26 protein-coding genes are annotated in these 24,949 nt (G+C 44.4%); 19 read left to right on the top strand and 7 right to left on the bottom strand.

Going from position 1 to position 24,949, the window contains the following annotated elements; translation table 11 throughout:
* Positions 1-17 precede the first annotated feature (17 nt).
* The 6 genes from ACY652_RS14385 (at position 18) to ACY652_RS14360 (ending at position 5,509) form a co-directional block, all read left to right on the top strand.
* Positions 18-830 (top strand): SDR family NAD(P)-dependent oxidoreductase, encoded by an 813-nt coding sequence (locus ACY652_RS14385; RefSeq protein WP_462265079.1) that lies wholly within the window; start codon positions 18-20, stop codon positions 828-830.
* A gap of 74 nt (positions 831-904) precedes the next feature.
* The gene (locus tag ACY652_RS14380) at positions 905-1,672 is read left to right on the top strand and encodes an alpha/beta fold hydrolase (protein WP_462265078.1); all 768 of its coding nucleotides are present in this window, start codon (positions 905-907) and stop codon (positions 1,670-1,672) included.
* A 134-nt stretch (positions 1,673-1,806) separates the two neighbouring features.
* Positions 1,807-2,643 (top strand): MBL fold metallo-hydrolase, encoded by an 837-nt coding sequence (locus ACY652_RS14375; RefSeq protein ID WP_462265077.1) that lies wholly within the window; start codon positions 1,807-1,809, stop codon positions 2,641-2,643.
* A 107-nt stretch (positions 2,644-2,750) separates the two neighbouring features.
* Entirely contained in the window at positions 2,751-3,788 is a 1,038-nt protein-coding gene (locus ACY652_RS14370) for an aldo/keto reductase (protein ID WP_462265076.1), read from the top strand.
* A 153-nt stretch (positions 3,789-3,941) separates the two neighbouring features.
* Entirely contained in the window at positions 3,942-4,847 is a 906-nt protein-coding gene (locus tag ACY652_RS14365) for a WD40 repeat domain-containing protein (protein ID WP_462265075.1), read from the top strand.
* Positions 4,848-4,963: 116 nt separating this feature from the next.
* The gene (locus tag ACY652_RS14360; RefSeq protein WP_462265074.1) at positions 4,964-5,509 is read left to right on the top strand and encodes a pyridoxamine 5'-phosphate oxidase family protein; all 546 of its coding nucleotides are present in this window, start codon (positions 4,964-4,966) and stop codon (positions 5,507-5,509) included.
* A 75-nt stretch (positions 5,510-5,584) separates the two neighbouring features.
* On the opposite strand, the gene pyrF is transcribed toward ACY652_RS14360, so the two are convergent.
* Positions 5,585-6,415, bottom strand: a complete 831-nt coding sequence (gene pyrF, locus ACY652_RS14355; protein WP_462268265.1) for an orotidine-5'-phosphate decarboxylase — start codon at positions 6,413-6,415, stop codon at positions 5,585-5,587.
* A gap of 268 nt (positions 6,416-6,683) precedes the next feature.
* Between pyrF and rho the strand changes: the two genes are divergently transcribed.
* The 3 genes from rho (at position 6,684) to purS (ending at position 9,462) form a co-directional block, all read left to right on the top strand.
* Positions 6,684-8,369 carry a transcription termination factor Rho gene (gene rho, locus ACY652_RS14350; protein WP_462265073.1) on the top strand — a complete coding sequence of 562 codons (1,686 nt, stop codon included), beginning with the start codon at positions 6,684-6,686 and terminating at the stop codon, positions 8,367-8,369.
* 134 nt (positions 8,370-8,503) lie between these two features.
* On the top strand, positions 8,504-9,217 hold the full coding sequence (locus ACY652_RS14345; RefSeq protein ID WP_462265072.1) for a CDP-alcohol phosphatidyltransferase family protein: 714 nt from the start codon (positions 8,504-8,506) through the stop codon (positions 9,215-9,217).
* On the top strand, positions 9,214-9,462 hold the full coding sequence (gene purS, locus ACY652_RS14340) for a phosphoribosylformylglycinamidine synthase subunit PurS (RefSeq protein WP_462265071.1): 249 nt from the start codon (positions 9,214-9,216) through the stop codon (positions 9,460-9,462). Before ACY652_RS14345 ends, purS begins: the two co-directional genes overlap by 4 nt.
* A gap of 19 nt (positions 9,463-9,481) precedes the next feature.
* Here the strand turns inward: purS and ACY652_RS14335 are convergent, their stop codons facing one another.
* On the bottom strand, positions 9,482-9,856 hold the full coding sequence (locus ACY652_RS14335; RefSeq protein WP_462265070.1) for an Hpt domain-containing protein: 375 nt from the start codon (positions 9,854-9,856) through the stop codon (positions 9,482-9,484).
* Between the two features lie 34 nt (positions 9,857-9,890).
* The gene (gene folK, locus ACY652_RS14330) at positions 9,891-10,370 is read right to left on the bottom strand and encodes a 2-amino-4-hydroxy-6-hydroxymethyldihydropteridine diphosphokinase (RefSeq protein ID WP_462265069.1); all 480 of its coding nucleotides are present in this window, start codon (positions 10,368-10,370) and stop codon (positions 9,891-9,893) included.
* 83 nt (positions 10,371-10,453) lie between these two features.
* Here folK and sppA point away from each other — a divergent pair, with 83 nt between their 5' ends.
* From sppA to ACY652_RS14300, 6 genes are all read left to right on the top strand, one after another.
* On the top strand, positions 10,454-12,232 hold the full coding sequence (gene sppA / locus ACY652_RS14325) for a signal peptide peptidase SppA (protein WP_462265068.1): 1,779 nt from the start codon (positions 10,454-10,456) through the stop codon (positions 12,230-12,232).
* Positions 12,233-12,309: 77 nt separating this feature from the next.
* Positions 12,310-13,998, top strand: a complete 1,689-nt coding sequence (locus ACY652_RS14320) for a helix-hairpin-helix domain-containing protein (RefSeq protein ID WP_462265067.1) — start codon at positions 12,310-12,312, stop codon at positions 13,996-13,998.
* Between the two features lie 24 nt (positions 13,999-14,022).
* Positions 14,023-15,021, top strand: a complete 999-nt coding sequence (rfaE1, locus tag ACY652_RS14315; protein ID WP_462265066.1) for a D-glycero-beta-D-manno-heptose-7-phosphate kinase — start codon at positions 14,023-14,025, stop codon at positions 15,019-15,021.
* A 49-nt stretch (positions 15,022-15,070) separates the two neighbouring features.
* The gene (gene rfaE2, locus ACY652_RS14310; protein ID WP_462265065.1) at positions 15,071-15,565 is read left to right on the top strand and encodes a D-glycero-beta-D-manno-heptose 1-phosphate adenylyltransferase; all 495 of its coding nucleotides are present in this window, start codon (positions 15,071-15,073) and stop codon (positions 15,563-15,565) included.
* Between the two features lies 1 nt (position 15,566).
* Complete coding sequence (locus ACY652_RS14305) at positions 15,567-16,535, top strand: glycosyltransferase family 9 protein (protein ID WP_462265064.1); 969 nt, start codon at positions 15,567-15,569, stop codon at positions 16,533-16,535.
* Positions 16,536-16,600: 65 nt separating this feature from the next.
* Complete coding sequence (locus ACY652_RS14300) at positions 16,601-17,074, top strand: SixA phosphatase family protein (RefSeq protein ID WP_462265063.1); 474 nt, start codon at positions 16,601-16,603, stop codon at positions 17,072-17,074.
* Here ACY652_RS14300 and dprA read toward each other — a convergent pair.
* Entirely contained in the window at positions 17,071-18,168 is a 1,098-nt protein-coding gene (gene dprA / locus ACY652_RS14295; protein ID WP_462265062.1) for a DNA-processing protein DprA, read from the bottom strand. The two genes, ACY652_RS14300 and dprA, sit on opposite strands and share 4 nt — an antisense overlap.
* Positions 18,169-18,377: 209 nt before the next feature.
* Here dprA and ACY652_RS14290 point away from each other — a divergent pair, with 209 nt between their 5' ends.
* Positions 18,378-18,749, top strand: coding sequence for a BlaI/MecI/CopY family transcriptional regulator (locus ACY652_RS14290; RefSeq protein WP_462265061.1), 372 nt, complete (start codon positions 18,378-18,380; stop codon positions 18,747-18,749).
* Between the two features lie 27 nt (positions 18,750-18,776).
* Here ACY652_RS14290 and rsmG read toward each other — a convergent pair whose 3' ends face one another.
* The 3 genes from rsmG to ACY652_RS14275 are packed head-to-tail and all read right to left on the bottom strand — an operon-like array spanning position 18,777 to position 21,128.
* On the bottom strand, positions 18,777-19,406 hold the full coding sequence (gene rsmG / locus ACY652_RS14285; protein WP_462265060.1) for a 16S rRNA (guanine(527)-N(7))-methyltransferase RsmG: 630 nt from the start codon (positions 19,404-19,406) through the stop codon (positions 18,777-18,779).
* Complete coding sequence (locus tag ACY652_RS14280) at positions 19,396-20,001, bottom strand: RNA polymerase sigma factor (RefSeq protein WP_462265059.1); 606 nt, start codon at positions 19,999-20,001, stop codon at positions 19,396-19,398. The genes rsmG and ACY652_RS14280 overlap by 11 nt, the downstream gene beginning before the upstream one ends.
* Complete coding sequence (locus ACY652_RS14275) at positions 19,992-21,128, bottom strand: glycosyltransferase (protein ID WP_462265058.1); 1,137 nt, start codon at positions 21,126-21,128, stop codon at positions 19,992-19,994. The genes ACY652_RS14280 and ACY652_RS14275 overlap by 10 nt, the downstream gene beginning before the upstream one ends.
* A gap of 114 nt (positions 21,129-21,242) precedes the next feature.
* Between ACY652_RS14275 and tgt the strand changes: the two genes are divergently transcribed.
* The 3 genes from tgt to ACY652_RS14260 are packed head-to-tail and all read left to right on the top strand — an operon-like array spanning position 21,243 to position 24,376.
* Positions 21,243-22,373, top strand: coding sequence for a tRNA guanosine(34) transglycosylase Tgt (tgt, locus tag ACY652_RS14270; protein ID WP_462265057.1), 1,131 nt, complete (start codon positions 21,243-21,245; stop codon positions 22,371-22,373).
* Positions 22,374-23,471 (top strand): LptF/LptG family permease, encoded by a 1,098-nt coding sequence (locus tag ACY652_RS14265; protein ID WP_462265056.1) that lies wholly within the window; start codon positions 22,374-22,376, stop codon positions 23,469-23,471.
* Positions 23,471-24,376, top strand: a complete 906-nt coding sequence (locus ACY652_RS14260) for a DMT family transporter (protein ID WP_462265055.1) — start codon at positions 23,471-23,473, stop codon at positions 24,374-24,376. Before ACY652_RS14265 ends, ACY652_RS14260 begins: the two co-directional genes overlap by 1 nt.
* Positions 24,377-24,949 lie beyond the last annotated feature (573 nt).

Genomic DNA, 24,949 nt, shown 5'->3' with positions numbered 1-24,949 from the left:
CATAAATTGATACAACAATGAAATTAGGTATTGAGGGGAAAACCGCCGTAATTACCGGCGGCGATTCGGGGATTGGCCTGGCTACTGCCAAAATATTAGCAAGTGAAGGTGCGAACATCGTTCTCTCCGATATTAAGCAGGATAGCTTGGACAAAGCGGCTGAAGAATTAAGAGCCTACGCAGCAAACGCAAAAATAATAGCTCAGGCAGCAGATTTAAGCAACTATGACAGCGTTTTGAAATTAGCCGAAGTTGCCGACAAAGAATTTGGCGGCGCCAATATGTTAATTAACTGCGCCGGTGCACGCGGTGCGGCAGGCGATTTTTTAACCCTGACGGATGAAGACTGGCAAAAGACCATTGATACGGATTTGATGGGTGCCGTTCGGGTGTGCCGTGCGTTTATACCGCAGTTGCAAAAGAACGGCTGGGGCCGCGTGGTGTTGGTGGCATCTGAAAATGCCTTTCAGCCCTATGAAGAAGAGAGCCCGTATAATGCCTGCAAGGCCGGTATCATTAACCTGTCTAAATGTTTATCAAGGGCTTACTCAAACGACGGGTTATTGTTCAATTGCATTTCTCCGGCGTTTATTGAAACACCAATGACCGATGCCATGATGGATGAGCGGGCCAAAAATGAAGGCACCTCCCGTGAAGAAGCGGTAAAGTCTTTCCTAAAGTCAGACCGTCCGAACCTGGAAGTAGGCCGCCGCGGTACAGCGGAGGAAGTAGCCAACGTAATTGCGTTCTTATCCTCAGAGCTGGCCAGCTTTGTAAATGGCAGTAATTACCGTGTAGACGGCGGTTCGGTAGAATCGGCTTTCGGTTAATTAATTTTGTTTACAACTTACAAAAGTCTGCTTTGGATGTTCAGTTCTAAAGCAGGCTTTTTTGCTTTACAATTATGGCAAACACTATATTATCTTCTAACAAAGTAATGGAATGGGGCAAGCAAGGCAATGGCAAAACGTTGGTGCTTCTGCATTATTTTGGCGGTTCGGCCGATAGCTGGCAATGGGTAGCCCAGGAATTACAAAATGATTATCATGTTGTAGCGGTAAACCTGCCCGGCTTTGGCGGAAGTTCGCCGGTAGAAGAGCCTTCAATACAAGCCTTCGCTGATGATGTACAGCATTCGCTTACCCAATTGCAAATCACTGAATGTGTTGTCATCGGCCATTCTATGGGTGGAAAGGTAGCTATGCAAGTGGCCGCTGATGCAGCTGCCGGAATGATAGAACAACTCATCCTGCTGGCTCCCTCCCCTCCAACATTTGAAGACGTACCTGCTGATGAAAGGCAGCAGATGCTGGTGCACCCCAGCGCCGAAGCCGCCACCGCCAACATTAAAAAAAATACTGTGCAGCCGCTTACTACAGATGGATTTGCTTTAGCGGTAGAAACCAACTATATGGCAGACGAAAATACCTGGCGCTGGTGGATCAACAAAGGTATGGATGATTCCATTGCCGATAAGGTTACCCACTTAACAATGCCGGTAACCATAATCTCATCTAAAGACGACAAAGCCATTACGCCGAAAATGATTGATGAGCAGGTATTACCTTATTTTAAAGGCGCCCGCCATATTGAAACACAAGGCGTAGGGCACCTGTATCCGTTAGAGCAACCCGTGTGGGTAGCTGAGGTTATCAGACAACTGGTAAAATAAGCATTGGTTATTAAACAGGCGCTTATTTAATTCCGTTCATATCTTACTGATATCATCACCCCAAGATCATTTAGTTTTTACAAGGCAAATATTTTTAGCATTTAAGGTTTAAAACCGGTTACTTTGCAGGCTCAATGTCGTTATACATCGCCTCATTAAATTCCGGAAGTAATGGTAATTGCTATTATGTGGGTAACCGCCACGAAGCTATACTGGTAGATGCAGGTATTTCCTGCCGTGAGGTGGAAAAGCGGATGCAGCGCCTTGGCCTCTCCATGCAAAAGGTGAAAGCCATTTTTATTTCGCACGAACATGCTGACCATATTCGCGGGCTTCCGGTACTGGCAAAAAAACACCGTGTACCGGTTTACATTACGCCCCGCACCTGCCGTAATGGCCGCCTCGAACTGGAGGATGAACTTAACCTTCCTATACCCGAAAACAGAACGGTTTCCATCGGCAGTTTAACGATTACCGCTTTTTTGAAACACCATGATGCCATTGAACCGCACAGTTTTACCATCAGCAGCGCCGGAGTTACTGTGGGTGTGTTTACTGATATTGGTGTACCTTGTACAAATTTACTGCAACATTTCAGCCAGTGCCACGCAGCTTTTTTAGAGGCTAATTATGATGAGCAAATGTTACACGGCGGCTCTTACCCCTACCACCTGAAAAGGCGTATCAGCGGCGGCAAAGGGCACCTCTCTAACCGGCAGGCGCTTGAAGTATTTAAGGCTTACCGCGCACCCTTTTTAAGCCACCTGCTGCTGGCGCACTTATCTAAAGAAAATAACTGCCCCGATTTAGCGCAGCAGCTCTTTAATAAACATGCAGGCAACACGCAGATTATCGTGGCTTCACGCTATCAGGAAAGCCGGGTATACCATATACAAAGCCCAGGTTACCCTGATATTACCTTAACTGCACCGCCTGTACAATTGCTGCCTCAACAATTCTCTCTGTTTTAGCAAAGCAAGCGTATCCGTTTATTAACGCGCTGTAAAAAACAAGGCCGGTTAAGGCAAAACCGGTTTTTTGTTGTTATCCCGGTAATTGTTATTAACTCAACTCAACTATGGAATACAGGCAATTAGGAGCCTCGGGCTTAAGAATACCGGTGCTAAGTTTCGGAACCGCTACGTTTGGCGGCGGCAACCAATTTTTTAAAGCCTGGGGTGATACCCAGCTTGATGAAGCCAAACAACTGGTAAAACTATGCATGGATGTCGGCGTAAATCTTTTTGATACTGCCGATGTCTACTCACGCGGCTTGTCAGAGGAAATTTTAGGCAAGGCACTCAACGGGATGCGCCATGAAGTATTAATCTCTACCAAAGCCACCTTTGGTATGGGCGAAGGCCCGAACGATTTTGGTTCATCCCGTTACCACCTCGTTCAATCCTGCAACGATAGCCTGAAGCGGCTGAATACCGATCATATCGACATTTACCACATGCATGGCTTTGATGCCACCACCCCGGTTGAAGAAACACTCCGGGCCCTGGATGATCTGATTACGGCCGGCAAAGTGCGCTATATTGCCTGTTCCAATTTTTCGGGCTGGCACTTAATGAAATCTTTGTCTGTTTCGGAACGCTATGGCTGGGCCCGCTATGTGGGGCATCAGGCGTATTATTCATTGCTGAACCGCGAGTTTGAATGGGAATTGATGCCATTGGGGATCGATCAGCAGGTGGGCACTATCGTATGGAGCCCGCTTTCCTCCGGTCAGCTCAGCGGCAAATTCCGGCGCGGCCAGCCGGTGCCCGAAAGCTCACGCATCAGTCAGGGCGGGGCACACGGGCCGGCCACTGATATGGAACATCTGTATACCATTATAGATGCGCTGGACGAGATAGCTGCCGAAACAGAAAAGTCTGTAGCCCAGGTGGCTTTAAACTGGCTGCTGCAACGGCCTACCGTAGTAAACCTTGTTATAGGTGCACGCAATGAAGAACAGTTGAAACAAAACCTGGCGGCCACCGGCTGGAACCTCAGCACTGAACAAGTACAAAAGCTGGACAAAGCCAGCGAGTTGCCTCCTGTATATCCCTACTGGCACCAGCGGCAAAACCCAAAGCTAAATCCGCTGCCTGATTTTTATAAGAAGTAGCATTCACGTATCAGCATCATTAAAAGAAGCAACCCTGCTTTACTTAATAATTACAGCAGGGTTGCTTCTCTATTTCCGGGCAGACCAACCAAGCCGATAATTCTAATTATATCGACCATATCATACAGGGATTTGCGTAATTAGCGTATTGATATGAAAGCAGAAAGAATCAGTACGCTCACCGGCCATGGCAACCCTGTGTTTACATTGGAGCTATCGCAAAAACCAGGTATTTTATTTAGCGGCGGTAATGATAAGGGCGTTGTAGAATGGAGCCTGAAAAACCTGAACTTTATTAAAGTGATGTTCCCGGTGGCTTCTACTATATATGCCCTCCATTGCCCTACAGGTTTCCCCCTGCTGCTTACCGGTCTGCGTAACGGCAATATCTTAGTGTTCGATTTTATTCAGCAGAAAATTGTGGCCACTTTAAAGCACCACAAAAAACCGGTTTTTGACATTAAGGCCATAAGTACAAAACAGGAAGTGCTTGTAGCTTCTGAGGATGGAACGGTATCGGTATGGAACCTGCAAACGTTTGAACTGGTGCATATCATAAAGGTATCGGGCGATACGGTACGCAGTATAGCTGTTTCTGCAAGCCGGCAACAGGTGGCCTTTGGCTGCCGCGACAGCGCTGTGCATATTTACCATTTAACTGATTATACACCTGTAACCCAATTGAACGGCCACACCATGGCTGTATTTTCTGTATGCTATACTCCGGATAGCCGCTACCTGCTCAGCGGCGGCCGCGATGCTCTACTAAAAATCTGGGATACCCATTCATATACCCTTGTAAACAGTATACCAGCTCATTTATTTGCAATTAACCACATCGTATGCCATCCTTCCCTTCCCTTTGCCGCAACAGCCAGCATGGATAAGAGTATAAAAATATGGGGATTGAATGATTTTAAACTGTATAAGATTATTAGCAGGGAAAAAGGTTACCCAGCCCATCAGCTATCAGTAAACAAACTGGCCTGGAACGAAGACATGCTGATTTCTGCCGGCGATGACAAGCAGATTATCTTATGGAAGATTACTGATATATAGCGCACGTGTATACATAATTGGTAACGGTTGATGTTAAACCGGCATTACTTCATCTTTTTAAAACACAAACCATCCTTCTGCTGGTTTATTCAGTTCATTAACTATAAAAAATAAATATGGACAGCATTAATCAGCAACAACCTGAGGATAATTACAAGGATTTATATGATGCCGAAGGTGTTAAAAAAATAAAAGAATTAGTAGACGATGCCAAGACCTGCTTTTTCTGCAGTAACATTAAAACCGGTATACCGTTTTCTACCCGCCCCATGAGCGTACAGAAAGTGGACGATGATGGCAACTTTTGGTTTTTGAGCAGCAAGGACAGCCACAAAAATGATGAGTTAAGCAAAGATCCTTTTGTACATCTGTTGTTCCAGGGTTCTTCTTACGCAAAATTCTTAAACATTTATGGTATTGCCAGCCTGAGTGAAGACAAAGAAAAAATCAAGGAGCTTTGGGAACCTATATTAAAAACCTGGTTTACCGAAGGTGTGGATGATCCGCGCATTACTGTGTTAAAGGTAGAACCAACTGAAGGTTACTATTGGGACAATAAACACGGCAATGCAGTAGCCCTGGTAAAACAGGCTGTTGGCGCCGTAATAGGTAAAACCCTGGATGATTCTATTGAAGGTAAGATTGATGTAGAGAAAGATTAATCTGTTCTTTTGCAATTATTAAAAAAGGGCACCCTGTAAACAAGGTGCCCTTTTGCATTCAGGCTATGGGTACAATTAAATCACGCCAGCCTTGCTTAACTCTTCTTCCATTTGCTGCTGCAGTTTTAAAGCCTCAGCGCGTGCCGCCCCGGCAAAGTCTTCACCGTTCGAGGCATAAATAACGGAGCGCGATGCATTCACCAGCAGACCGCAATCCTTAGTCATGCCGTACCGGCACACCTCCTCCAGGCTTCCGCCTTGCGCACCTACGCCCGGCACCAGCAAAAAATTATCAGGCGCTACTTTTCTAACCCTGGTAAACTCCTCGCTTTTAGTCGCCCCAACTACATACATCAGCCGATCGGTGCCAGCCAGTGTATTGGCCTTTTTAATTACAGCTTCATACAGCAGGCCATCGTTAGTTTCCAGGTATTGGTAATCCCGGCTGCCTGCCGATGAAGTAAGTGCTAATATGATTACCCATTTACCCTCGTATTGCAGATATGGTGTAATACTGTCGTGCCCCATATAGGGAGTTATGGTAATGGCATCGAAGCCCATTCCGGAGGCAGCTTCATTGAAAAACCCTTTAGCGTATTGATCGCTGGTATTGCCAATATCGCCCCGCTTGGCATCTATAATCGATAAACAGTCTTTCGGAATGTGTTTGTAAGTATCTATCAGGCATTGCAGGCCGGGGATGCCACGGCTTTCGTAAAATGCAGCATTGGGCTTGTAGGCTACACATAAATCTTGCGTGGCATGTATAATGCGCTTGTTAAATTCAAGCACCGGATCGGCAAAAGCGTGCAAACAAGCCGGAATTTTATCCGGATCGCTGTCTAATCCAATGCACAGGAAGGTTTTTTTCTGCTTGATCTGTGTTACAAGCTGCTGATAGTTCAACATAAGTGATAAAAAATATTTTCAGGCTCAAAAAAACTAAATTTCGGCGGTAGTGTTAAGCCTTATATACTTAATTTTTCAAGTAGTTGTGCTTGTAAATATAATTATGTATTTTTGCAGCGTTTCCTTTAACAACTGCCGGTTCCGGCAGCGGTTTAAAAATCCCACGTTGTTATATTACATCTCATATTGATTTAATCATCGCAGTTGTACTGCAATATTTATTTCCAAAAATTAATCATCTTTTATTGGACTCATTATCCATCCCATGCCCGATACATTAGAATTGAATGACAAGCTTGTGCCTGAGCTTCGCCAAATGGCAAAAAATTTAGGCATTACCGAAGCCGACGAATTACGTAAACCACAACTGATTGACCGTATTAATGAGCAAAACCAGCTTATTGATGCCGCCCGCCAGCAGCAAGATACTTATACTTCCGCTACAGATTCAGCCCCTGCTGATGGTACTGACGAAGCAGCGGATAAGCCGCGCAAAAGAACGCGTACATTAAAGCCAAAGGTTACCGTACAAACGCCCGTAGAAGATACCAACCCTGCCTACGCTGCTGAAGAAGAGCCGGCAGCCGAGGTAAAACCGGCAGAAGAGCCTGCGGCACAGCCAGAACCGGCAGCACAGGTTGCACCCGATGCCGAGGCTACAGAAACTATAGCTGCAAAACTTGCCCGCCAGCAACAGCAGGCCCAGGAGCCGCGCCCGCAGCCGCAACAGTTTGAGCGCAGATTTAATACTAATACTAATACCGGCCAAAACCGTGAGAACGGCAACCGCCCGCAGCAGCAAAAGGCCCAGCAGGAACCACCCATTAATTTGGACTTTGATAATGTAATTGTAAATGAGGGCGTATTGGAAATTATGCCGGATGGTTACGGTTTCCTGCGCTCATCTGATTATAATTACCTGACCTCGCCTGATGATATTTACGTATCGCAATCGCAGATTAAGCTCTTTGGCTTAAAGACAGGTGATACCGTGCGCGGCAGTATCCGCCCGCCGAAGGAAGGCGAAAAGTACTTCCCGCTGGTTCGTGTGGAAGCCATTAATGGCCGCCAGCCTGCGCAGGTGCGCGACCGTGTTCCGTTCGACCACTTAACACCGTTATTTCCTGCAGAGCGGCTGAATTTATTTACCGAGGGCAGCAATTATTCTACCCGCATTATGGACCTGTTTTCGCCTATTGGCAAAGGCCAGCGCGGACTGATTGTAGCACAGCCTAAAACCGGTAAAACGGTATTGCTTAAAGATGTGGCCAATGCCATTGCCAAAAATCATCCCGAGGTTTACCTGATCATTTTACTGATTGATGAGCGCCCCGAAGAAGTAACCGATATGGCCCGCAGCGTACGCGCCGAAGTAGTATCGTCTACCTTTGACGAGCCTGCCGAACGCCATGTAAAAATAGCCAACATTGTGCTTGAAAAGGCCAAGCGTATGGTAGAATGCGGCCATGATGTAGTAATTCTGCTCGATTCAATCACGCGTTTGGCACGCGCTTATAATACCGTAGCACCGGCCTCCGGTAAAATCTTATCAGGCGGTGTGGATGCCAATGCGCTGCATAAACCTAAACGCTTTTTTGGCGCCGCCCGTAATATCGAGGATGGCGGCTCATTAACCATTATTGCCACTGCCCTTACCGATACCGGTTCAAAAATGGATGAAGTAATTTTTGAAGAATTTAAGGGTACAGGTAATATGGAGCTGCAACTGGATCGTAAATTATCCAATAAGCGCATCTTCCCGGCTATTGATATTACCGCATCAAGTACCCGCCGCGATGATTTGCTGCAGGAGCGCGAAACCTTGCGCCGCGTTTGGGTACTGCGCAATCACCTGGCCGATATGAACTCGCAGGAGGCCATGGAGTTTTTGCTGGCGCAGATCAGGGGCACCAAATCAAACGAAGAATTTTTGATTTCCATGAATTCATAATATTATTAATCATAACCAATACTTGCCATCTCCTTTACAGGAAATGGCATTTTTGTTTACTACAGGTTAGAATATCATTAGGTTTTAAACAAGTTAACCGTATTTTAATTTATAACCGCTACTTTTAAGGCCACATGCGTAAACGTGTAACCAAACATGTACCCAATGCTATTACCTGCGCTAATTTATTCAGCGGCTGTATAGGCATTGTGCTGGCCTTTCAGGATAACCTGATTTTTGCAGCTTACTGTATATTTTTAGCCGCCATATTTGATTTTTTCGATGGACTGGCATCACGTGTGCTGCAGTCGTTCTCCAATATTGGTAAGGATTTGGATTCGCTGGCCGATATGGTGAGCTTTGGCGTACTTCCTTCTGTAATTTTATACAAGCTTTTTCTACTGGCGCCGCAAATTGGCAGTGTAAGCACTTATCTTAATTTTGCCGCCTTTCTTATTCCTGTATTTTCAGCGCTCAGGCTGGCCAAGTTTAATAATGATGTCCGGCAGGCCGAAAGCTTTATCGGTTTACCCACACCGGCCAATGCTATCCTGATTGCCTCACTGCCGTTTATTGTAAAGGATTATCCTTACTTATGGCGGGATTATGTACTGAATCCTTATTTTCTGGCTTGCTTTGTACTGCTCATGTGCTTTCTGCTGGTAGTTGAACTGCCGCTGATGTCGCTTAAATTTAAAAGCCGCGACCGTGAGAAAAATATTTACCGTTATTTGCTATTGCTGTTTTCGGCAATTCTCATTCTATTTTTTAAATTTGCGGCTATACCGGTAGTTATAGCGATATACATTGCACTATCGGTAATACAACTTAAATTTACAACCTCATGAAGTTTCAGGCCGAGATAGATGTAATGCCTAAAAAAGAGATTCTGGACCCGCAAGGAAAGGCAGTAACCGGAAGTATGAAAAATCTGGGCCTAACCGAAATCCAAAATGTTCGTATCGGCAAACATGTATCATTGGAAGTTGAAGCGGCAACCGAGGCCGAAGCTCATGCAAAAGTAGAACAGGCCTGTAAAAGCCTACTGGCCAATCTCATTATGGAGAGCTACACGTTCACCCTCCGGCAATAATAAATTTCAAGAGCTTTTTTTATAACTGCGTTGCAGCTTCATCTTTAATCTGGCCCAGCTTAGTTAAGTTGGTGTGCAAACCGCTGCTTAGCAAGTCGAGCTTTGCAATGATGCCGGCAGCATCCGGATTTTCGCTTTTTGCTATAAACTCCACCTCCTGGGCAAGTGCCTGGCTATCCAGCATTCCGAAAAAACCAAGATTGGGTTTTAACTTATGTGCTGCTGCTGCTGCCACCGGCCAGTTTTTAATGGCTACCGCGCCACCTATCTCTTGCAGCAAAGCAGGGGTATGTTGTAAAAACATATCTACTGATTCTACAATAAACTCATTGCTGCCATCAGCAATTTCATACAAAAAGGTGAGATCAAAATTTAAGCCGGTATGATCAGACATGGTAAATAAAAACTGATGATTATGAAACTCAAATTTATAACTTTTTCACAATCAAACCATCAGCCAGGTGCGCATTGAGCCATAAAATATTTTTTTTCATTACCGGATGGATCAGATCGGGATTTATTTCGGCCATCGGCATCAGCGTAAATTTGCGTTTGTGCAAATGCGGATGCGGAATCACCAGATCCGGCTCATCTATAATTTCATGATTGTAAAACAGTATATCAATATCAATCACCCGGGCTTCCCATTTTTCGTGCCGCTCACGGCCCAACTGCTGCTCAATGGCAAGTGCTTGCTGCAATAATTCACGCGGGCTAAGCCAGCTTTGCACTTCTATCACCTGGTTCAAATAGTCGGGCGTAGTCGTGTTCCCCCAGGCCTGCGTTTCATATACAGCCGACTGCAGGGTTACCTTGCCTATGTCCGCAGCAATGCAACGAACGGCCTCATTTAAAAACATTTGCCTGTTGCCCAAGTTACTCCCCAACAATAAATAAATTATATTCATATGGCGTAACAAATATAGAACGCATCGTTCTAATTACTACACCCGAATAAGTAAGTTTGCATCATCAAGCAATATAAATTTTAATGAAACAGTTTTTTAAGTTTGTTCTGGCTACTGTAGTAGGTACGTTTATTACCGGCCTGCTACTCATTTTTGTGGTAGTTGCTACTGTTGGCGGTATCGTAGCTTCTGCCAGCAGCGATAGCAGTGAAAAGGTAGATGCCAATTCTATATTATACATCAACATGAAAAATCCTGTGGTTGAGCGCTCTTCTCATAACCCGCTGGACAATATAGAATGGTTGAACCGAACCAAAAGCATCGGGCTTGATGATATTTTAGCTGATATTAAAAAAGCTAAAACGGATGATAACATCAAGGGCATCTACATTGAAGAAAGCGCCATTGGCGGCGAGGCCACTACAGAAGAAGTTCGTAATGCCCTGATTGATTTTAAAAAATCAAAGAAGTTTATTATTGCATATTCTGAAGTTTATACCCAAAGCGCTTATTACCTGGCATCCGTAGCCGACAAGGTTTATCTCAATCCTAAAGGAATTTTCGATTTCAGCGGCTTTAATTCACAAATTACATTTTTTAAGGGAGCGCTTGACAAGTTAGGCGTTGATGTACAAATTATTAAGGTAGGCACCTACAAAAGCGCAGTTGAACCTTTCTTTCTCACTAAAATGAGCGATGCCAACCGTCAGCAGGTAAACGCCTACTTAGGCTCCATGTATAGCCACTTTCTTACTGGTATAGGAACGGAGCGGCATTTACAAAAAGATGCTTTGTTCAGCATTGCCAATCAGCTGAAAATACAGTCTGCGGAAGATGCCCTGCGCTATAAACTCGTGGACGGCCTAAAGTATAAGGATGAAGTGATCAATGAACTGAAGCAGCGCACCGGCACCAGCGCCGGTAATGACTTGAACAGTATTACTTTGGCTGATTATGCCAAAGGCGATGACAATAATGTTAAAGTTAATGGCAGCAGCTCGGGCAGTAACCAGATTGCTGTTGTTTATGCATCTGGTGAGATATCAGGCGGCGACGGCGATGATAACAGCATTGGCTCAGAAACCGTATCTGCGGCCTTGCGTAAAGTAAGGCAGGATAAGGACATTAAAGCTGTAGTGCTGCGGGTAAATTCACCGGGTGGCAGTTCGCTGGCTTCCAATACCATTTGGCGCGAAGTAATGTTAACCCGCCAGGCCAAACCTGTAATTGTATCGATGGGTGATTACGCGGCTTCGGGCGGGTACTATATTTCATGTGCAGCTGATTCTATTTTTGCCGAACCCAACACCATTACCGGTTCAATTGGCATTTTCGCCCTATTACCCAATATGCAAAAATTCTTTAATGACAAGCTGGGTGTTACCTTTGACGGTGTAAAAACCGGCCAGTATGCCGATTTAGGCAATATCAGCCGTCCGCTTACCCCGCAGGAACGTGCGATACTGCAAAACCAGGTAAACCAAGGTTATGATGATTTTACCAAAGCTGTAGCACAGGGCCGGCACAAAACACAGGCTTACATTAATACAATTGGCCAGGGCCGGGTATGGACAGGTGAACAGGCACTGAAGATAGGCCTGGTAGACCGCCTGGGCAACCTGAAGGACGCCGTTGCCAGCGCTGCAAAAAAGGCCGGGTTAAAGGAATATGAGCTAACCGCCTACCCCGAGCAAAAAGGCCTGTTCGGCAATATAAATACGGATTTGAGCGCGCATATAAAATCCGGCATGGTACAGTCGGAACTGGGCAGTAACTACCGGTATTATGAGCAGTTAAAAAGCATACAAAAAATGGTGCGCATACCCCAGGCCCGGTTGCCTTATATTATTGAAATCAATTAGAAAACAAAACAACTTTTAGTAAAAGCCGCTTTAGTACAAGCGGCTTTTGTATTTTTACCCGCTGTACATGCCCATATATGGAAAATAAAACCATCGCCCGTACACTGCGCCTGCTATCGCAATTGATGGAACTGCATAACGAAAATGCATTCAAAATTAAATCGGTAGCCAATGCAGCATTAAAAGTCGATAAACTGCCCTACCCGCTTGCAGGGAAAAGTCTGGAGCAATTAGACCAGATAGAAGGCATCGGCAAAAGTATTGCCGCCAAAATAAATGAGCTGCTGCAAAATGATACGCTTACAGAATTAGAAGATCTTTTAGCGCAAACCCCGCCCGGTGTGGTAGATATGTTGCGCATCAAAGGCATCGGCCCAAAAAAGGTAGCGGTAATATGGCACGACCTGGGCATTGAGAACGCAGGCGAACTATATTACGCCTGTAACGAAAATCGCCTGGTTGGCGCTAAAGGCTTTGGCGCTAAAACCCAGGATGAGATACGCCGGATACTGGAATTTAAGATGGCCAGTAATGGTAAGTTCCTGTATGCACAGGCGGAGCCGGAAGCTGATTTCCTGATGTCGCAAATCAGGGGGCTTTTCCCTGAAAGTTTAAAAAACTTTACCGGAGAGTACCGCCGGTATAATGAGATCATTACTGAACTTTCTGTACTTATAGGTTCACGCGACCACGATTTAGGCATACAGGCGGTAGCAGAAAGCGACCTGTTACAAAATGTTTCTATTGAAAAGAATGTGATCAAGGGGCATACGCCAAATGGATTATCGGCAAGTATCAAGGTGGTAAGCAGGGGCGAATATTACTACCAGTTGTTTTTAGAAACCGGCGACACCGAACACGTGGCGGCGGTACTGGAACGAATTGCAGGTGATGTTGATCAGCCTGCCAACGAAGAACTGATTTATAAAAAGGCCGGACTGCAGTGGATGCCGCCAGAACTGCGGGAAGGCACCAACTTTATTGAAGAAGCTTCGCATAATGCGTTACCGGTACTCATCAATTACCACGACCTGAAAGGTACGCTGCATAACCACACTACTTATAGCGATGGTATCAACACCCTAAAGGAAATGGCGCTATACTGCAAAGATCAGTTAGGCTTGCAATACTTAGGCGTGTGCGACCATAGCAAAAGCGCCTTCTATGCCAATGGCCTCAGTGCGGAAAGGGTATTGCAGCAACATGCAGAGATTGATGCGCTGAACAAAACCTTTGGCGAAGACTTTCATGTATTTAAAGGCATCGAATCTGATATACTGAACGATGGCTCACTGGATTATACGGATGATATTCTGCAGCAATTTGATTTCATTGTGGCCTCTGTACATTCCAATCTTAAAATGGATGAGGCTAAGGCAACTGCCCGTTTAATTAAAGCGATTGAAAATCCCTACACCACTATGCTGGGGCACCCTACCGGCCGCTTATTGTTAAGCCGGAGCGGTTATGCTATTGATTATAAAAAGGTAATTGATGCCTGTGCTGCCAATAATGTGATCATTGAAATTAATGCCAACCCCTTAAGGCTTGATTTAGACTGGCGCTGGTGCCGGTATGCGGTAGACAAAGGCATTATGTTATCAATTAATCCTGATGCGCACCGGGTAGAAGGCTTTGCTGATATGCAATATGGTATTCATGTTGCCCGCAAAGCAGGTTTAACTACTAAAGATTGTTTTAATGCTTTGCCGCTGAAAGAGGTGAGAACAGCTTTCGAAAACAAAAAGACAAAAACAATGGCTTAACGCTATTCTATACACCTGATATCCATGCTTGCCGAAAAACTAAGCGCAATAATTGAAGCTAAACGAAAGCCAGAACTTTTAGTAATTGGCGATTTAATGATTGACCATTATATATGGGGAGATGCCACCCGCCTGTCGCCCGAAGCCCCGGTGCCGGTGGTTAATGTCAGAAACGAATCCACCACCCTGGGAGGTGCAGCCAATGTAGCACAAAATCTGATTAGCCTGGGCGCTGGTGTAACTTTAAGCGGTATTATAGGCAATGATGTTTCGGGCCAGCAATTAACTTCACTCCTGCAGGCGGAACGTATTGATACCTGTGCGGTTCTGCCAGATAATAATCGCCCTACTACAGTAAAAACCCGGGTTCTTGCCGGCAGCCATCAACTGGTACGTATAGACAGGGAGGTTACCCACGCACCAGACATTGCCTTGGAAGATAACCTGCTCGAAATATTAATTAATTGCATTGCTAAGGCCGACCTTGTATTATTTTCTGATTATAACAAAGGGCTGTTTTCACCTTCGCTCACCCGGCGCATAATTAAAGAAGCCACCCGGCAGGATAAAAAGATTATTGTTGACCCAAAAGGGTTAGATTATAGCAAGTACAAGGGCGTATATCTTATCAAGCCCAATCGTAAGGAGCTAACAGAAGCCACCAAGAGCAGCCGCATCAGTAACATTGAAGAGTTGCAGGAAGCAGCCAGGTATGTGTTTAAACAAACGGAAACAGATTATCTGGTAGTTACCCTGTCTGAGGAAGGAATGGTAATTTTGGATGAACTGGCCTATAAGCTTTTAACGGTTAAAGCCACAGAGGTATTTGATGTAACCGGAGCCGGTGATACAGTACTGGCTACTATAGGCTATTTTTTGGCTTTAGGCTTTACATTAGAGGAGAGCTGCGAACTGGCCAATCATGCAGCAGCTATTGTAATACGCCGGGTAGGTAGTGCTACTACCACGCTGAATGAGATATTGGACGATGTAATCAGAAATCAAAGTATCATAAAACCATAAGGTTTATATGTAATTAGTTAACATATTGATCGATAAAGTATTATAACCTATGGAAAGACAAATTGAAGGACAAATATTCAGCAAAATTTACACCCTGCCTCAACTTAAAGAACAAGTAGGGCAATGGAAAAATGAGGGCCAGAGAATTGTATTTACCAACGGTTGTTTTGATTTATTGCATACCGGTCACATCACTTACCTGGCTAAGGCGGCTGAGTTAGGCGATAAGTTGATTATCGGTCTAAACTCCGATCAATCAGTACAAAAATTAAAAGGTGCAGGCCGGCCTGTGAATAACGAACAAACCCGCAGCCTTGTACTGGCGGCTATGTTGTTTACAGATGCCATTGTTGTGTTTGATGAAGATACTCCCTATAACGTTATTACTTCATTATTACCTGATGTTTTAGTAAAAGGCGGCGACTACACGATAGATACTATTGTGGGTGCTTCCGAAGTACAGGCAAACGGCGGCGAGGTAAAAACCATCAGCTTTGTAGAAGGCTATTCTTCTACCTCCATCATTAACCGCATCAGGGGCTGAAATGAAGATACTGGTGATCCGGTTCAGTTCAATGGGAGACATCATTTATACCACTCCCGTAATACGCTGCCTTAAGCGGCAACTGCCTGATGCCGAAATTCACTTTTTAACTAAACCGGCCTTCCGGTATATTTATGACGGTAATCCTTATCTTGATAAACTGCTCTTACTGAAGCCTAGTCTGACGGATACCATCAGTGAAATCAAGACAGAGCAGTACGATTATCTCATTGATTTGCATAATAACCTGCGCACTTCCATCATCAAGTTCAGGACCGGCATCCGCTCATCTACTTATGATAAGCAACGTGTGCGCAAGTGGCTCAGCTTAAAGTTTAACTTAAAGCCGATACCTGATACGCATTTGGTAGACAGGTATTTAAAAGCTGTTTCTTTTTTAGGAATAACCAACGACCAGGAGCCGGTTAACTATTATATCAAAGAACATTACCAGTTAAAAGAATTGCTGCCGGCCTCACATCAGCAGCCGTACATTGCTTTCATTATCGGTGCCACCCACTATACCAAACGTATGCCGGTGGAAAAGATAATCAGCTTGTGCCAAAAAATAAACGGCCCGGTCGTATTACTGGGCGGTGAGGATGTAAGGACAAACGGCGAAGCAATTGCCAACGCTTTAGGCAGCCGGATTTATAATGCCTGCGGTATTACCAGTTTGGATGAATCGGTATTTCTGGTTTCCAAATCCACCCGGATTATCGGCTTTGATACCGGCCTTACCCATATTGCCGAAGCCTTTAACATACCTATTGCCTCTGTATGGGGAGGTACAGTGCCCGAACTTTTAGGCGTACAGCCGTACCATGTACAGCAGGCGCTTGTAGCTGGTGTTGAACTGCCTTGCAGGCCCTGCTCAAAATTCGGGTTAGAAAAATGCCCCTTAGGCCACTTTAAGTGCATGAATGAATTGCCTGAAACCCCGATTGCAGATTTTATAAATATAATATAGGTACTTATTTTTCAGTAGGTTAATATATAATACTTCAACATACGAATTAGCATAGAAATTAATTAATGAAAAGACTTTTATTAAACCGCCATGCCGAAGCAGCTACCATAAAAGGCCTGGATGACTTTGAACGGCCTTTAACCACCCACGGTATAAAACAGGCGCAAGAATTGGCCGGTAATATAAATGAACAAAAGTTAATACCAAAATTGTGGGTAAGCAGTACGGCTCTACGGGCACAGGCTACGGCTCAAATTATAGGTAATGCCTTAGCCATAGATCAAACCGATAGCAGCGGTTTAATTTATGAGGCCAGCGAGCAAACGCTGTTGCGCCTGATTAACCAGTGGGATAACAAGTACGATTTCGTTGGCTTAACAGGGCATAATCCCGGTATCAGCTATCTTTTTTATATGCTGTGTACCGAAGTAAAAGACGTGCCGCCCTGCACTGCTTTACTAATGGAATTTGAAACGGATAACTGGGCGCATATCAACGCCGGTATGGGTGCCTTAAAATGGTACCATACCCCTGCTTAGCCAATGGTATACACCTTTCCCGGCAAAGACCGAATAATGCCCTGCAATTCCATATTCAGCAATGTCATGGTAGGCTGGCTCAGCGGAATACCGGCTTTTATCGTTAAATCATCGATAGCCACCGGTGCATCATGCTTTTGCAGCAAGTCAAACACCTGCAACTCATCTGCCGACAGGCCCATGGGTAATATCATTTGCTTTTTAGCTTTTTGCGGAGAGCCGGGTTTATCCCACCCTAATGCATACGCTAAATCTGCTGCACAGGGCAGTAAGGCCGCTTTATGGTTCCTGATCAGGAAGTTACAACCTTCCGAATATTCATCGTTTATACGGCCGGGAAATGCGTATACATCACGGTTATAGGAATTGGCAATCTCCGCCGTAATCAGCGCCCCACCCTTTAACCCGGCCTCAACCACCACAGTGGCATCGGCCATACCGGCTACAATACGGTTACGTTGCGGAAAATTTTCGCGGTCGGGTTTTGTTCCTGACGGAAATTCTGTTAGCAAACCGCCATTTAACAGCATTTTATCTGCCACCGGGCGGTTTACGGCAGGATAAAGCCTGTCCAGCCCATGCCCGAGTACACCTACGGTTGGCAATTCGAGGCGAAGGCTTTCCTTATGGGCGGCTACATCTATGCCTAAAGCAAGGCCGCTTACTATTAATACATTATATGCCTTTAAGTCTTCAACCAACTGTCGGCAAAGCGTACGGCCGTAATCGGTAGCATTACGGGTACCCACAATGCTGATCACCCGTTGGTTATTAAGGTCTGCATTACCCTTACTATACAGCAATACCGGCGCATCGGTGCAGTTCTTTAACCGCTTTGGGTATCGGCTGTCAGTATAAAACAGTACCTCTATCTTATTATTTTTAATATAGACTAATTCCTGGCCGGCACGTTCCAATGCAGCCTGCATATTCAACTGCTCAGCCCGCATCCCTACGCCGGGTACCCGTTTTAACTGTGTTTTAGTGGCAGCAAAAACTTCCCCGGCATTACCGAAGTAACTGAGCATATTTTTCGAAAGCGTGGCACCAATGCCTTTGATGAAGGTTAACCCGAGCTGATGTAAAAGCGACATATAAAGTTGTTACAAGATAGCATTTTCATCAAAAAAAGTTACAACTGCCAAATTATTGCTAATCAACGCGTTAAAAATAAAACTGCATACATAGTTAGTAAACTATAAGAATAGTAGTAGATTTATAGTGTAAAACTGCATAGATAGTTAATAAACTATCTATGCAGTTTTATGAAACGTTAGTTATAGTTTACTAACTTTGCCATCACATGAAGGAGCTAACCTCAGCCGAAGAACAAGTGATGCAATTACTGTGGCAGTTAAAAGAAGCTATCGTTAAGGATATAATTGTTAAGATGCCGGAGCCTAAGCCGGCTTACAACACCGTATCTACCGTTGTGCGTGTACTGGAAGGCAAAGGCGTGGTGGGCCATAAAGCTTATGGCAACTCGCATGTATACTTTCCGTTGATAAAAGAAGAGGATTACCGGAAATTTGCTTTTGAGAAACTATTGAAAAGCTATTTTGGCAATTCTTACAAAAACCTGGTTTCTTATCTGGTGAAAGAAAATAAGCTGAATTTATCAGAACTGGCAGAACTGATACTGGTAGCTGAACGAAGCAGAAACAAGGACAAATAAAATAGTAGCAGAACGGAAACAGGACGGTTATTTTCCTTTTACATAAATCACCTGCTTGGTATCAAAAAACTCCTCCCTGAAGTAATCCTTCAGGTAAAAATGTTTAACCTGCAAACCGGATTCTTTGATTTCCTGGGTGAGGTCCCCTCCTTTCAGATACAGCAGGCCATTTGGCAGGCTGTTAAACGATTGTTTCTTAAACTTACCCTTCACCCAAGGATAAAAATCTTTGAGCTGCGTTACTGCACGCGACACTACGAAGTCGAATAAACCGGGCACCTGCTCAGCACGGGTATGTGTAGCTGTAATGTTATCCAATTGCAGGGCCTCTGCAACTTCCTGCACTACCCTGATCTTTTTGCCGATGGAATCTACCAGATGAAATTGTGTTTCGGGGAACATAATGGCTAACGGAATACCCGGAAAACCGCCGCCGGTACCCACATCCAGCACCTGTGTGCCGGGTGCAAACTCAACCACCTTTGCTATACCAAATGAATGCAATACATGCCTTTCAAACAACAGGTCAATATCCTTGCGCGAGATTACATTGATCTGGCTGTTCCATAACTGGTATAATGCCGGAAGGTAAGCAAACCGGCGTTGCTGCTCAGGTGTAAGCCCTGGAAAATAGCTGGAAATTATACTAAATTCCATGCTGGTTGTTTTCCTTTAAAATGTTACCCAACAAGTATTTAGCCCTGAATAGCTGTGCCTTTACTGTACCTAAAGGCAAATCCAGTTGCTGAGCTATTTCCTCATAAGACAGTTCATCAAAATAGCGCAGGGTAAGCAAGTTACGGTATCGGGGCGGCAGGCTGTCAATCAGCAGTTTCAGCTCCTGGGACTCCTGCTTTTTTATCGAGGTTTCCTCCGGATTCAGGGTATCTGATTTTATTTGCAGTGGCCGGCTGTCTTCCTCGTCTTCCATCATGCCGTGTATGGAAGTGGTATTTAATTTCTTTTTCCGTAAAAAATCGATGCAGTTATTGGTAGCCACCCTAAACAGCCAGGTACTGAATGCAAAGTCGGGCTGATATTTTTCCAGCTTCTCGAATGCCTTGGCAAAGGTTTCCACCGTTAAATCCATGGCATCCTCTTTATTATTTACCATTTTAAGCGCCATAAAATAGATAGAATCCTTATAGCGCTGCATCAGGGCGGCATAAGCTTTCTGATTACCGTTACGGGCCTTTAATACCAACTGGTAATCATTTTTGGCATTTTCGGTAAAATTCGCGTTTACTTCCATTGCTTGGTTTTTATAAAAGCGCCTATCATTCCAAATAAATTCAAATACAGGTAATAAAACACATCGAAAAAGGGCAATCCCCATAGCAGGTCGCTTCCCCGCAATTTTTTAAAGATATTCTGATAAACAATTACCTGTAATATCAGCCTGAACAAATAAGAACCGGCTATTACCCAATAGTTCAATTTAAATGCCAGACCTAAAATCAACGTTAAATAGAATAAAAAGCCGCTTATAGCATCTGCACTCAGTAATCTGCGGTGCGAACTGCGGTAATATTTACCCACGCCCATGTGCCGTTTCTTCTGCCTGAAATAAGCGGCAAGTGATGTTTTGGTTTCGCTGAAGGTAAATGCGTCCGGATGAATCTGGATTACGGTGTTGTTAGCGCTGGCATGATGGTTTACAAACAGATCATCATCACCGGCCATCAGGTGCATGTGTGCGGCAAAGCCCTTATTACTAAAAAACAAGGTCTTGGTATAGGCCAGGTTACGCCCAATGCCCATATAGGGGTTACCGGCCAATGCAGCCGACAGATAGTTCATCCCGGTTTTTATCGTTTCAAACCGGGTGAAGGCATTGATGAACCCTTTAGTTTTAGTATAGGGCGAATAGCCCAGGATGATTTGCGCCTGCTCATTTTCGGCAAAACAGCTGGCCATACCCATAAGCCATTGGGCAGATGCCGGCTCGCAATCGGCATCGGTAAACAGTAAATGCTCATGCGCCGCGGCTTTAATACCCATGGTAAGCGCAAACTTTTTGCCGGTTTTAAATCTGGGGTGCTCTGTAACGGTTACTACTTTTAAATGCGGACTGGTAGCCTGCAGCTGCTGCAAAAGCAAATAAGAAGCATCAAAGGAGCAGTCGTTTACCACCACAACTTCAAATTGGTGATAGTGCTGTGCCAGAACAAGCGGGAGAAAACGGGCCAGATTTTCAGCCTCGTTACGTGCGCTGATGATAACCGATACCGGCGGCATTACAGGCTGTGCAGTTACAGGCTCTACCTTATAGCGCATCAGGCGGAGGTGATAATACAGCAGGTAAAAAAGCTGTATCAGCAATAACACACCCAATACCGTATAAGCAACGTATTTGATGTAGACAGGATTGAAATTCAAATTGGGTACAAGCAAGCAGCAAATCTCACAAAAATGAACGTAAAAACCGCTATCTGCCTTAAAAATAACATTGCGCTTACCCGTTGATATATTGTAATTTTGCCGCCTTACATTATGAAATTTAGCTTAACTGCTCAGGATATACATTCAAAAGCCCGTGCCGGAGAAATCAATACCGACCACGGCACTATACAAACACCCATTTTTATGCCGGTAGGCACCGCCGGCACGGTAAAGGCAGTACACCAGCGCGAACTGAAAGACGATGTTAAAGCACAGATAATTTTAGGCAACACCTATCACCTGTACCTGCGCCCCGGCCTTAACACCCTGGAGCAGGCCGGCGGATTGCATAAATTTAACGGATGGGATAAGCCCATACTTACCGACAGCGGCGGTTACCAGGTATACTCGCTGACCGATGTACGCAAAATAAAGGAGGAAGGCGTAACCTTCCGTTCACATATTGATGGATCGAAGCACTTGTTCACGCCGGAATCGGCAATGGATATCCAGCGCATTATCGGGGCTGATATTATTATGGCTTTTGATGAATGCACACCCTACCCCTGCGATTATGGTTATGCACGCCGGTCGATAGAGATGACGCACCGCTGGCTGCAGCGCTGCTGCGACCGCTTTGACAGCACCGAGCCTAAATACGGCCACAGCCAAACGCTGTTTCCTATTGTGCAGGGCTCTACTTATAAAGATCTGCGCATTAAATCGGCCGAAGCTGTCGCCTCATTTGAACGTGAAGGGAATGCTATTGGCGGCTTGTCGGTAGGTGAACCTGCCGAAGAAATGTACGCCATGACAGAAGTAGTGTGCGATATACTGCCGCAGCATAAACCACGTTATTTGATGGGTGTGGGCACACCGGTGAACATATTGGAGAACATTGCCCTGGGTATTGATATGTTCGATTGCGTAATGCCCACCCGCAATGCCCGTAACGGCATGTTGTTCACCCGCAACGGCATTATCAATATCCGGAATGAGAAGTGGAAAAATGATTTTTCGGCTGTTGACGAAGAAAGTGATCTATGGGTAGATCAGCAGCACAGCAAGGCTTATTTGCGGCATTTAATGACCGCAGGAGAAATGCTGGGCGCACAGATTGCCTCATTGCACAACCTGCATTTTTACTTGTGGCTGGTGAGCCAGGCCCGCGAAAAGATTATATCGGGCGAGTTTTACAACTGGAAGGAAAAAATGGTTAAACAATTAGCACACCGCTTATAGATGTTTAAAAACCGTTTCATTAAAACACTGGATGCGTATATTATCCGCAAGTACCTGGGCACCTTCGGCTTTACACTGGGGATATTTCTGGTAATTATTGTAGTGTTTGATGTATCCGAGCACCTTGACGATTTTTTGAAATATAATGCGCCCTTCAGCGCCATTATCTTTCAGTATTATGCCGGTTACCTGCCCTTTTACGCCAATATACTGCTGCCGCTGATTAATTTTCTGGCGGTGATATTCTTTACCGCAAAAATGGCCAATCAAACGGAAATTGTGCCTATACTAAGCGGCAAGGTTAGCTTTAACCGATTCCTGCGACCGTATTTCATTTCTTCGGGGCTGATATTCATTGTATTTTTTTTCGCCAACATCTACCTTATTCCCTACACCAATAAGCTGGATATTAAATTTGAGAATACCTACTTTAACCAGGTTGACCCCACAAAAAGCGAGGTGCATATCAAGTTAGATAAGCGCACCTTTGCCTACCTGCAAACCTATAACAACACCGACCATACCGGCTATAACTTTATACTGGAAAAATTTGACGGCGATGCGATGCGGGAGAAGCTGATTGCCAACCGCATTGTGTATGACTCCCTGAAGCGGAACTGGTCAATAAAGGATTACACCATCCGGTATATTAACGGCATGAATGAGCGGATGGAATATGGGCTGGGCAAAAGCAAGGACACCGTACTGGACATGATACCTTCTGATTTTGAAGCGCATGATAATATTTACCGCGCCATGTCTACCGCTGAATTGGGTAAAAGTATTGAAAAAGAAAAAACACGGGGCACCGGGGTACTGGTAGATATGGAGCTGGAAAAATACCGCCGCTTTGTATACCCGCTTTCCTCCTTTGTACTCACCCTTATTGGGGTTTCCATATCTTCGCGCAAGGTACGCGGCGGCATTGGCCTGCCCCTGGGTATTGGCATATTCCTGTGCTTTACCTATATTGTTGTTGACCGCTTTGCCAATGTGTTTTCGCTTAAAGCTTCCCTGCCGCCTATTATTGCTGTATTTATTCCCAACCTGGTATTTGGACTGTTAGGACTTTACCTGTTGCGTAAAGCCCCCAAATAATGCCCAACGCTCAACCCTCAAAGCACGGACTGAATAAAAATCTGATTATCCTGCACTTTACCGTATTTATATGGGGGTTTACCGGCATATTAGGCAAACTGATCAGCATATCTGCCGAGCATTTGGTATGGTACAGGGTACTGATTGCCGTAAGCACATTGTTCCTATACTTTAAGATAAGCAAAACAGCTATTAAGGTAAGCAGCCGCACTTTTCTGCAACTCTTTTTCACGGGTGCATTAGTGGGCGGGCACTGGTTTTTGTTCTTCGCAGCTATCAAATTATCTACAGTATCGGTAACACTGGTATGCCTCTCCTCACTTACGCTGTTTACTGCCGTGTTTGAACCTTTAATCAATAAGGCAAAGATCTCCAAGCTTGAAATTTTAGCCGGATTGCTCATTATTACCGGCATTGTGCTCATTTTTAAATTTGAAACCCAGTATAAGCTGGGCATTATTACCGGCCTGGCCAGCGCCTGCTTAGCCAGTTTGTTTTCTATCATCAACTCTAAACAGGTGAAGCGACTTGAGGCGCCTATAATTGCTTTTTATGAATTGATAGGCGCTTTTTTTTGGCTCAGCCTGTTCATCCTATTTACCTCCGGCTTTAAAAACTTTGTGGTTCCGCAAAGCACCGATTTGGCTTACCTCATTATTTTAGGTACCATCTGCACTTCTGTAGCCTATGTAGCCGGCGTATCTGTAATGCGCGAACTATCGGCTTTTAAGGTGGCCCTGATTACCAACCTTGAACCGGTATACGGCATCCTGATGGCCTTTGTGTTTTTCGGCGATCTGCACACTATGACCTTAGGTTTCTGGATAGGTGCGCTTATTATTCTGTCTACCATCTTCCTGTTTCCGGTAGCAAAGAAACAGTTACACAAATACCGCTCCCGGTAGTACAGGTACTTTTAGTATTATACAAATCTGTTGCTTTTACCCCGTTACAGCCGTAGTTTACCATACTGGATAGACTACAAGTTTTTAGGTTGCCTTCATTATTTACTACCCAAAATACAGTTTATACGTTAACTGTACCTTTCGCATTACCAACCTGTAAAACCATTTTAAGCGTTTGTAATGCATTCAATTATTTAAACGCTCAAATATATTCACATATTAAATTAAGGCGCTTACAAGCAATTTTCAATTTCACTTAGTGTAACATTGCTTTGAACAAAAACTCCTTGCTATAGCTGATGAAGTTGACATAATTTTTGAGGTAATTAAATTTTTAAACATAATTTTAAAACATATTTAATTAATTATCAAGCTTATATGAATAATATCTAATCTTAATTATTAATTTCAATGCCATTATCTATCCGACATTACTATTATTTTTAGTAATAGTAAATTTTATTTAGCTTTATAATATACAAGTTATTTTATTTCAACAATTTATGTACATTTATATAAACTTAATTTTAGCTCTAAACCAAATTCTAATTTTAACAGCTAAGTGTATAAATA

The sequence above is a fragment of the Mucilaginibacter sp. genome (genome assembly GCF_965200995.1).
Taxonomy (GTDB): domain Bacteria; phylum Bacteroidota; class Bacteroidia; order Sphingobacteriales; family Sphingobacteriaceae; genus Mucilaginibacter.
This window is presented reverse-complemented; position numbering and strand designations above follow the sequence as displayed.

Bases quoted from the DNA above. Each gene is read 5' to 3' on its own strand.
- ACY652_RS14385 (WP_462265079.1), top strand. From the start codon at position 18: ATGAAATTAGGTATTGAGGGGAAAACCGCCGTAATTACCGGCGGCGAT.
- ACY652_RS14380 (WP_462265078.1), top strand. From the start codon at position 905: ATGGCAAACACTATATTATCTTCTAACAAAGTAATGGAATGGGGCAAG.
- ACY652_RS14375 (WP_462265077.1), top strand. From the start codon at position 1,807: ATGTCGTTATACATCGCCTCATTAAATTCCGGAAGTAATGGTAATTGC.
- ACY652_RS14370 (WP_462265076.1), top strand. From the start codon at position 2,751: ATGGAATACAGGCAATTAGGAGCCTCGGGCTTAAGAATACCGGTGCTA.
- ACY652_RS14365 (WP_462265075.1), top strand. From the start codon at position 3,942: ATGAAAGCAGAAAGAATCAGTACGCTCACCGGCCATGGCAACCCTGTG.
- ACY652_RS14360 (WP_462265074.1), top strand. From the start codon at position 4,964: ATGGACAGCATTAATCAGCAACAACCTGAGGATAATTACAAGGATTTA.
- rho (WP_462265073.1), top strand. From the start codon at position 6,684: ATGCCCGATACATTAGAATTGAATGACAAGCTTGTGCCTGAGCTTCGC.
- ACY652_RS14345 (WP_462265072.1), top strand. From the start codon at position 8,504: ATGCGTAAACGTGTAACCAAACATGTACCCAATGCTATTACCTGCGCT.
- purS (WP_462265071.1), top strand. From the start codon at position 9,214: ATGAAGTTTCAGGCCGAGATAGATGTAATGCCTAAAAAAGAGATTCTG.
- ACY652_RS14335 (WP_462265070.1), bottom strand. From the start codon at position 9,856: ATGTCTGATCATACCGGCTTAAATTTTGATCTCACCTTTTTGTATGAA.
- folK (WP_462265069.1), bottom strand. From the start codon at position 10,370: ATGAATATAATTTATTTATTGTTGGGGAGTAACTTGGGCAACAGGCAA.
- sppA (WP_462265068.1), top strand. From the start codon at position 10,454: ATGAAACAGTTTTTTAAGTTTGTTCTGGCTACTGTAGTAGGTACGTTT.
- ACY652_RS14320 (WP_462265067.1), top strand. From the start codon at position 12,310: ATGGAAAATAAAACCATCGCCCGTACACTGCGCCTGCTATCGCAATTG.
- rfaE1 (WP_462265066.1), top strand. From the start codon at position 14,023: ATGCTTGCCGAAAAACTAAGCGCAATAATTGAAGCTAAACGAAAGCCA.
- rfaE2 (WP_462265065.1), top strand. From the start codon at position 15,071: ATGGAAAGACAAATTGAAGGACAAATATTCAGCAAAATTTACACCCTG.
- ACY652_RS14305 (WP_462265064.1), top strand. From the start codon at position 15,567: ATGAAGATACTGGTGATCCGGTTCAGTTCAATGGGAGACATCATTTAT.
- ACY652_RS14300 (WP_462265063.1), top strand. From the start codon at position 16,601: ATGAAAAGACTTTTATTAAACCGCCATGCCGAAGCAGCTACCATAAAA.
- dprA (WP_462265062.1), bottom strand. From the start codon at position 18,168: ATGTCGCTTTTACATCAGCTCGGGTTAACCTTCATCAAAGGCATTGGT.
- ACY652_RS14290 (WP_462265061.1), top strand. From the start codon at position 18,378: ATGAAGGAGCTAACCTCAGCCGAAGAACAAGTGATGCAATTACTGTGG.
- rsmG (WP_462265060.1), bottom strand. From the start codon at position 19,406: ATGGAATTTAGTATAATTTCCAGCTATTTTCCAGGGCTTACACCTGAG.
- ACY652_RS14280 (WP_462265059.1), bottom strand. From the start codon at position 20,001: ATGGAAGTAAACGCGAATTTTACCGAAAATGCCAAAAATGATTACCAG.
- tgt (WP_462265057.1), top strand. From the start codon at position 21,243: ATGAAATTTAGCTTAACTGCTCAGGATATACATTCAAAAGCCCGTGCC.
- ACY652_RS14265 (WP_462265056.1), top strand. From the start codon at position 22,374: ATGTTTAAAAACCGTTTCATTAAAACACTGGATGCGTATATTATCCGC.
- ACY652_RS14260 (WP_462265055.1), top strand. From the start codon at position 23,471: ATGCCCAACGCTCAACCCTCAAAGCACGGACTGAATAAAAATCTGATT.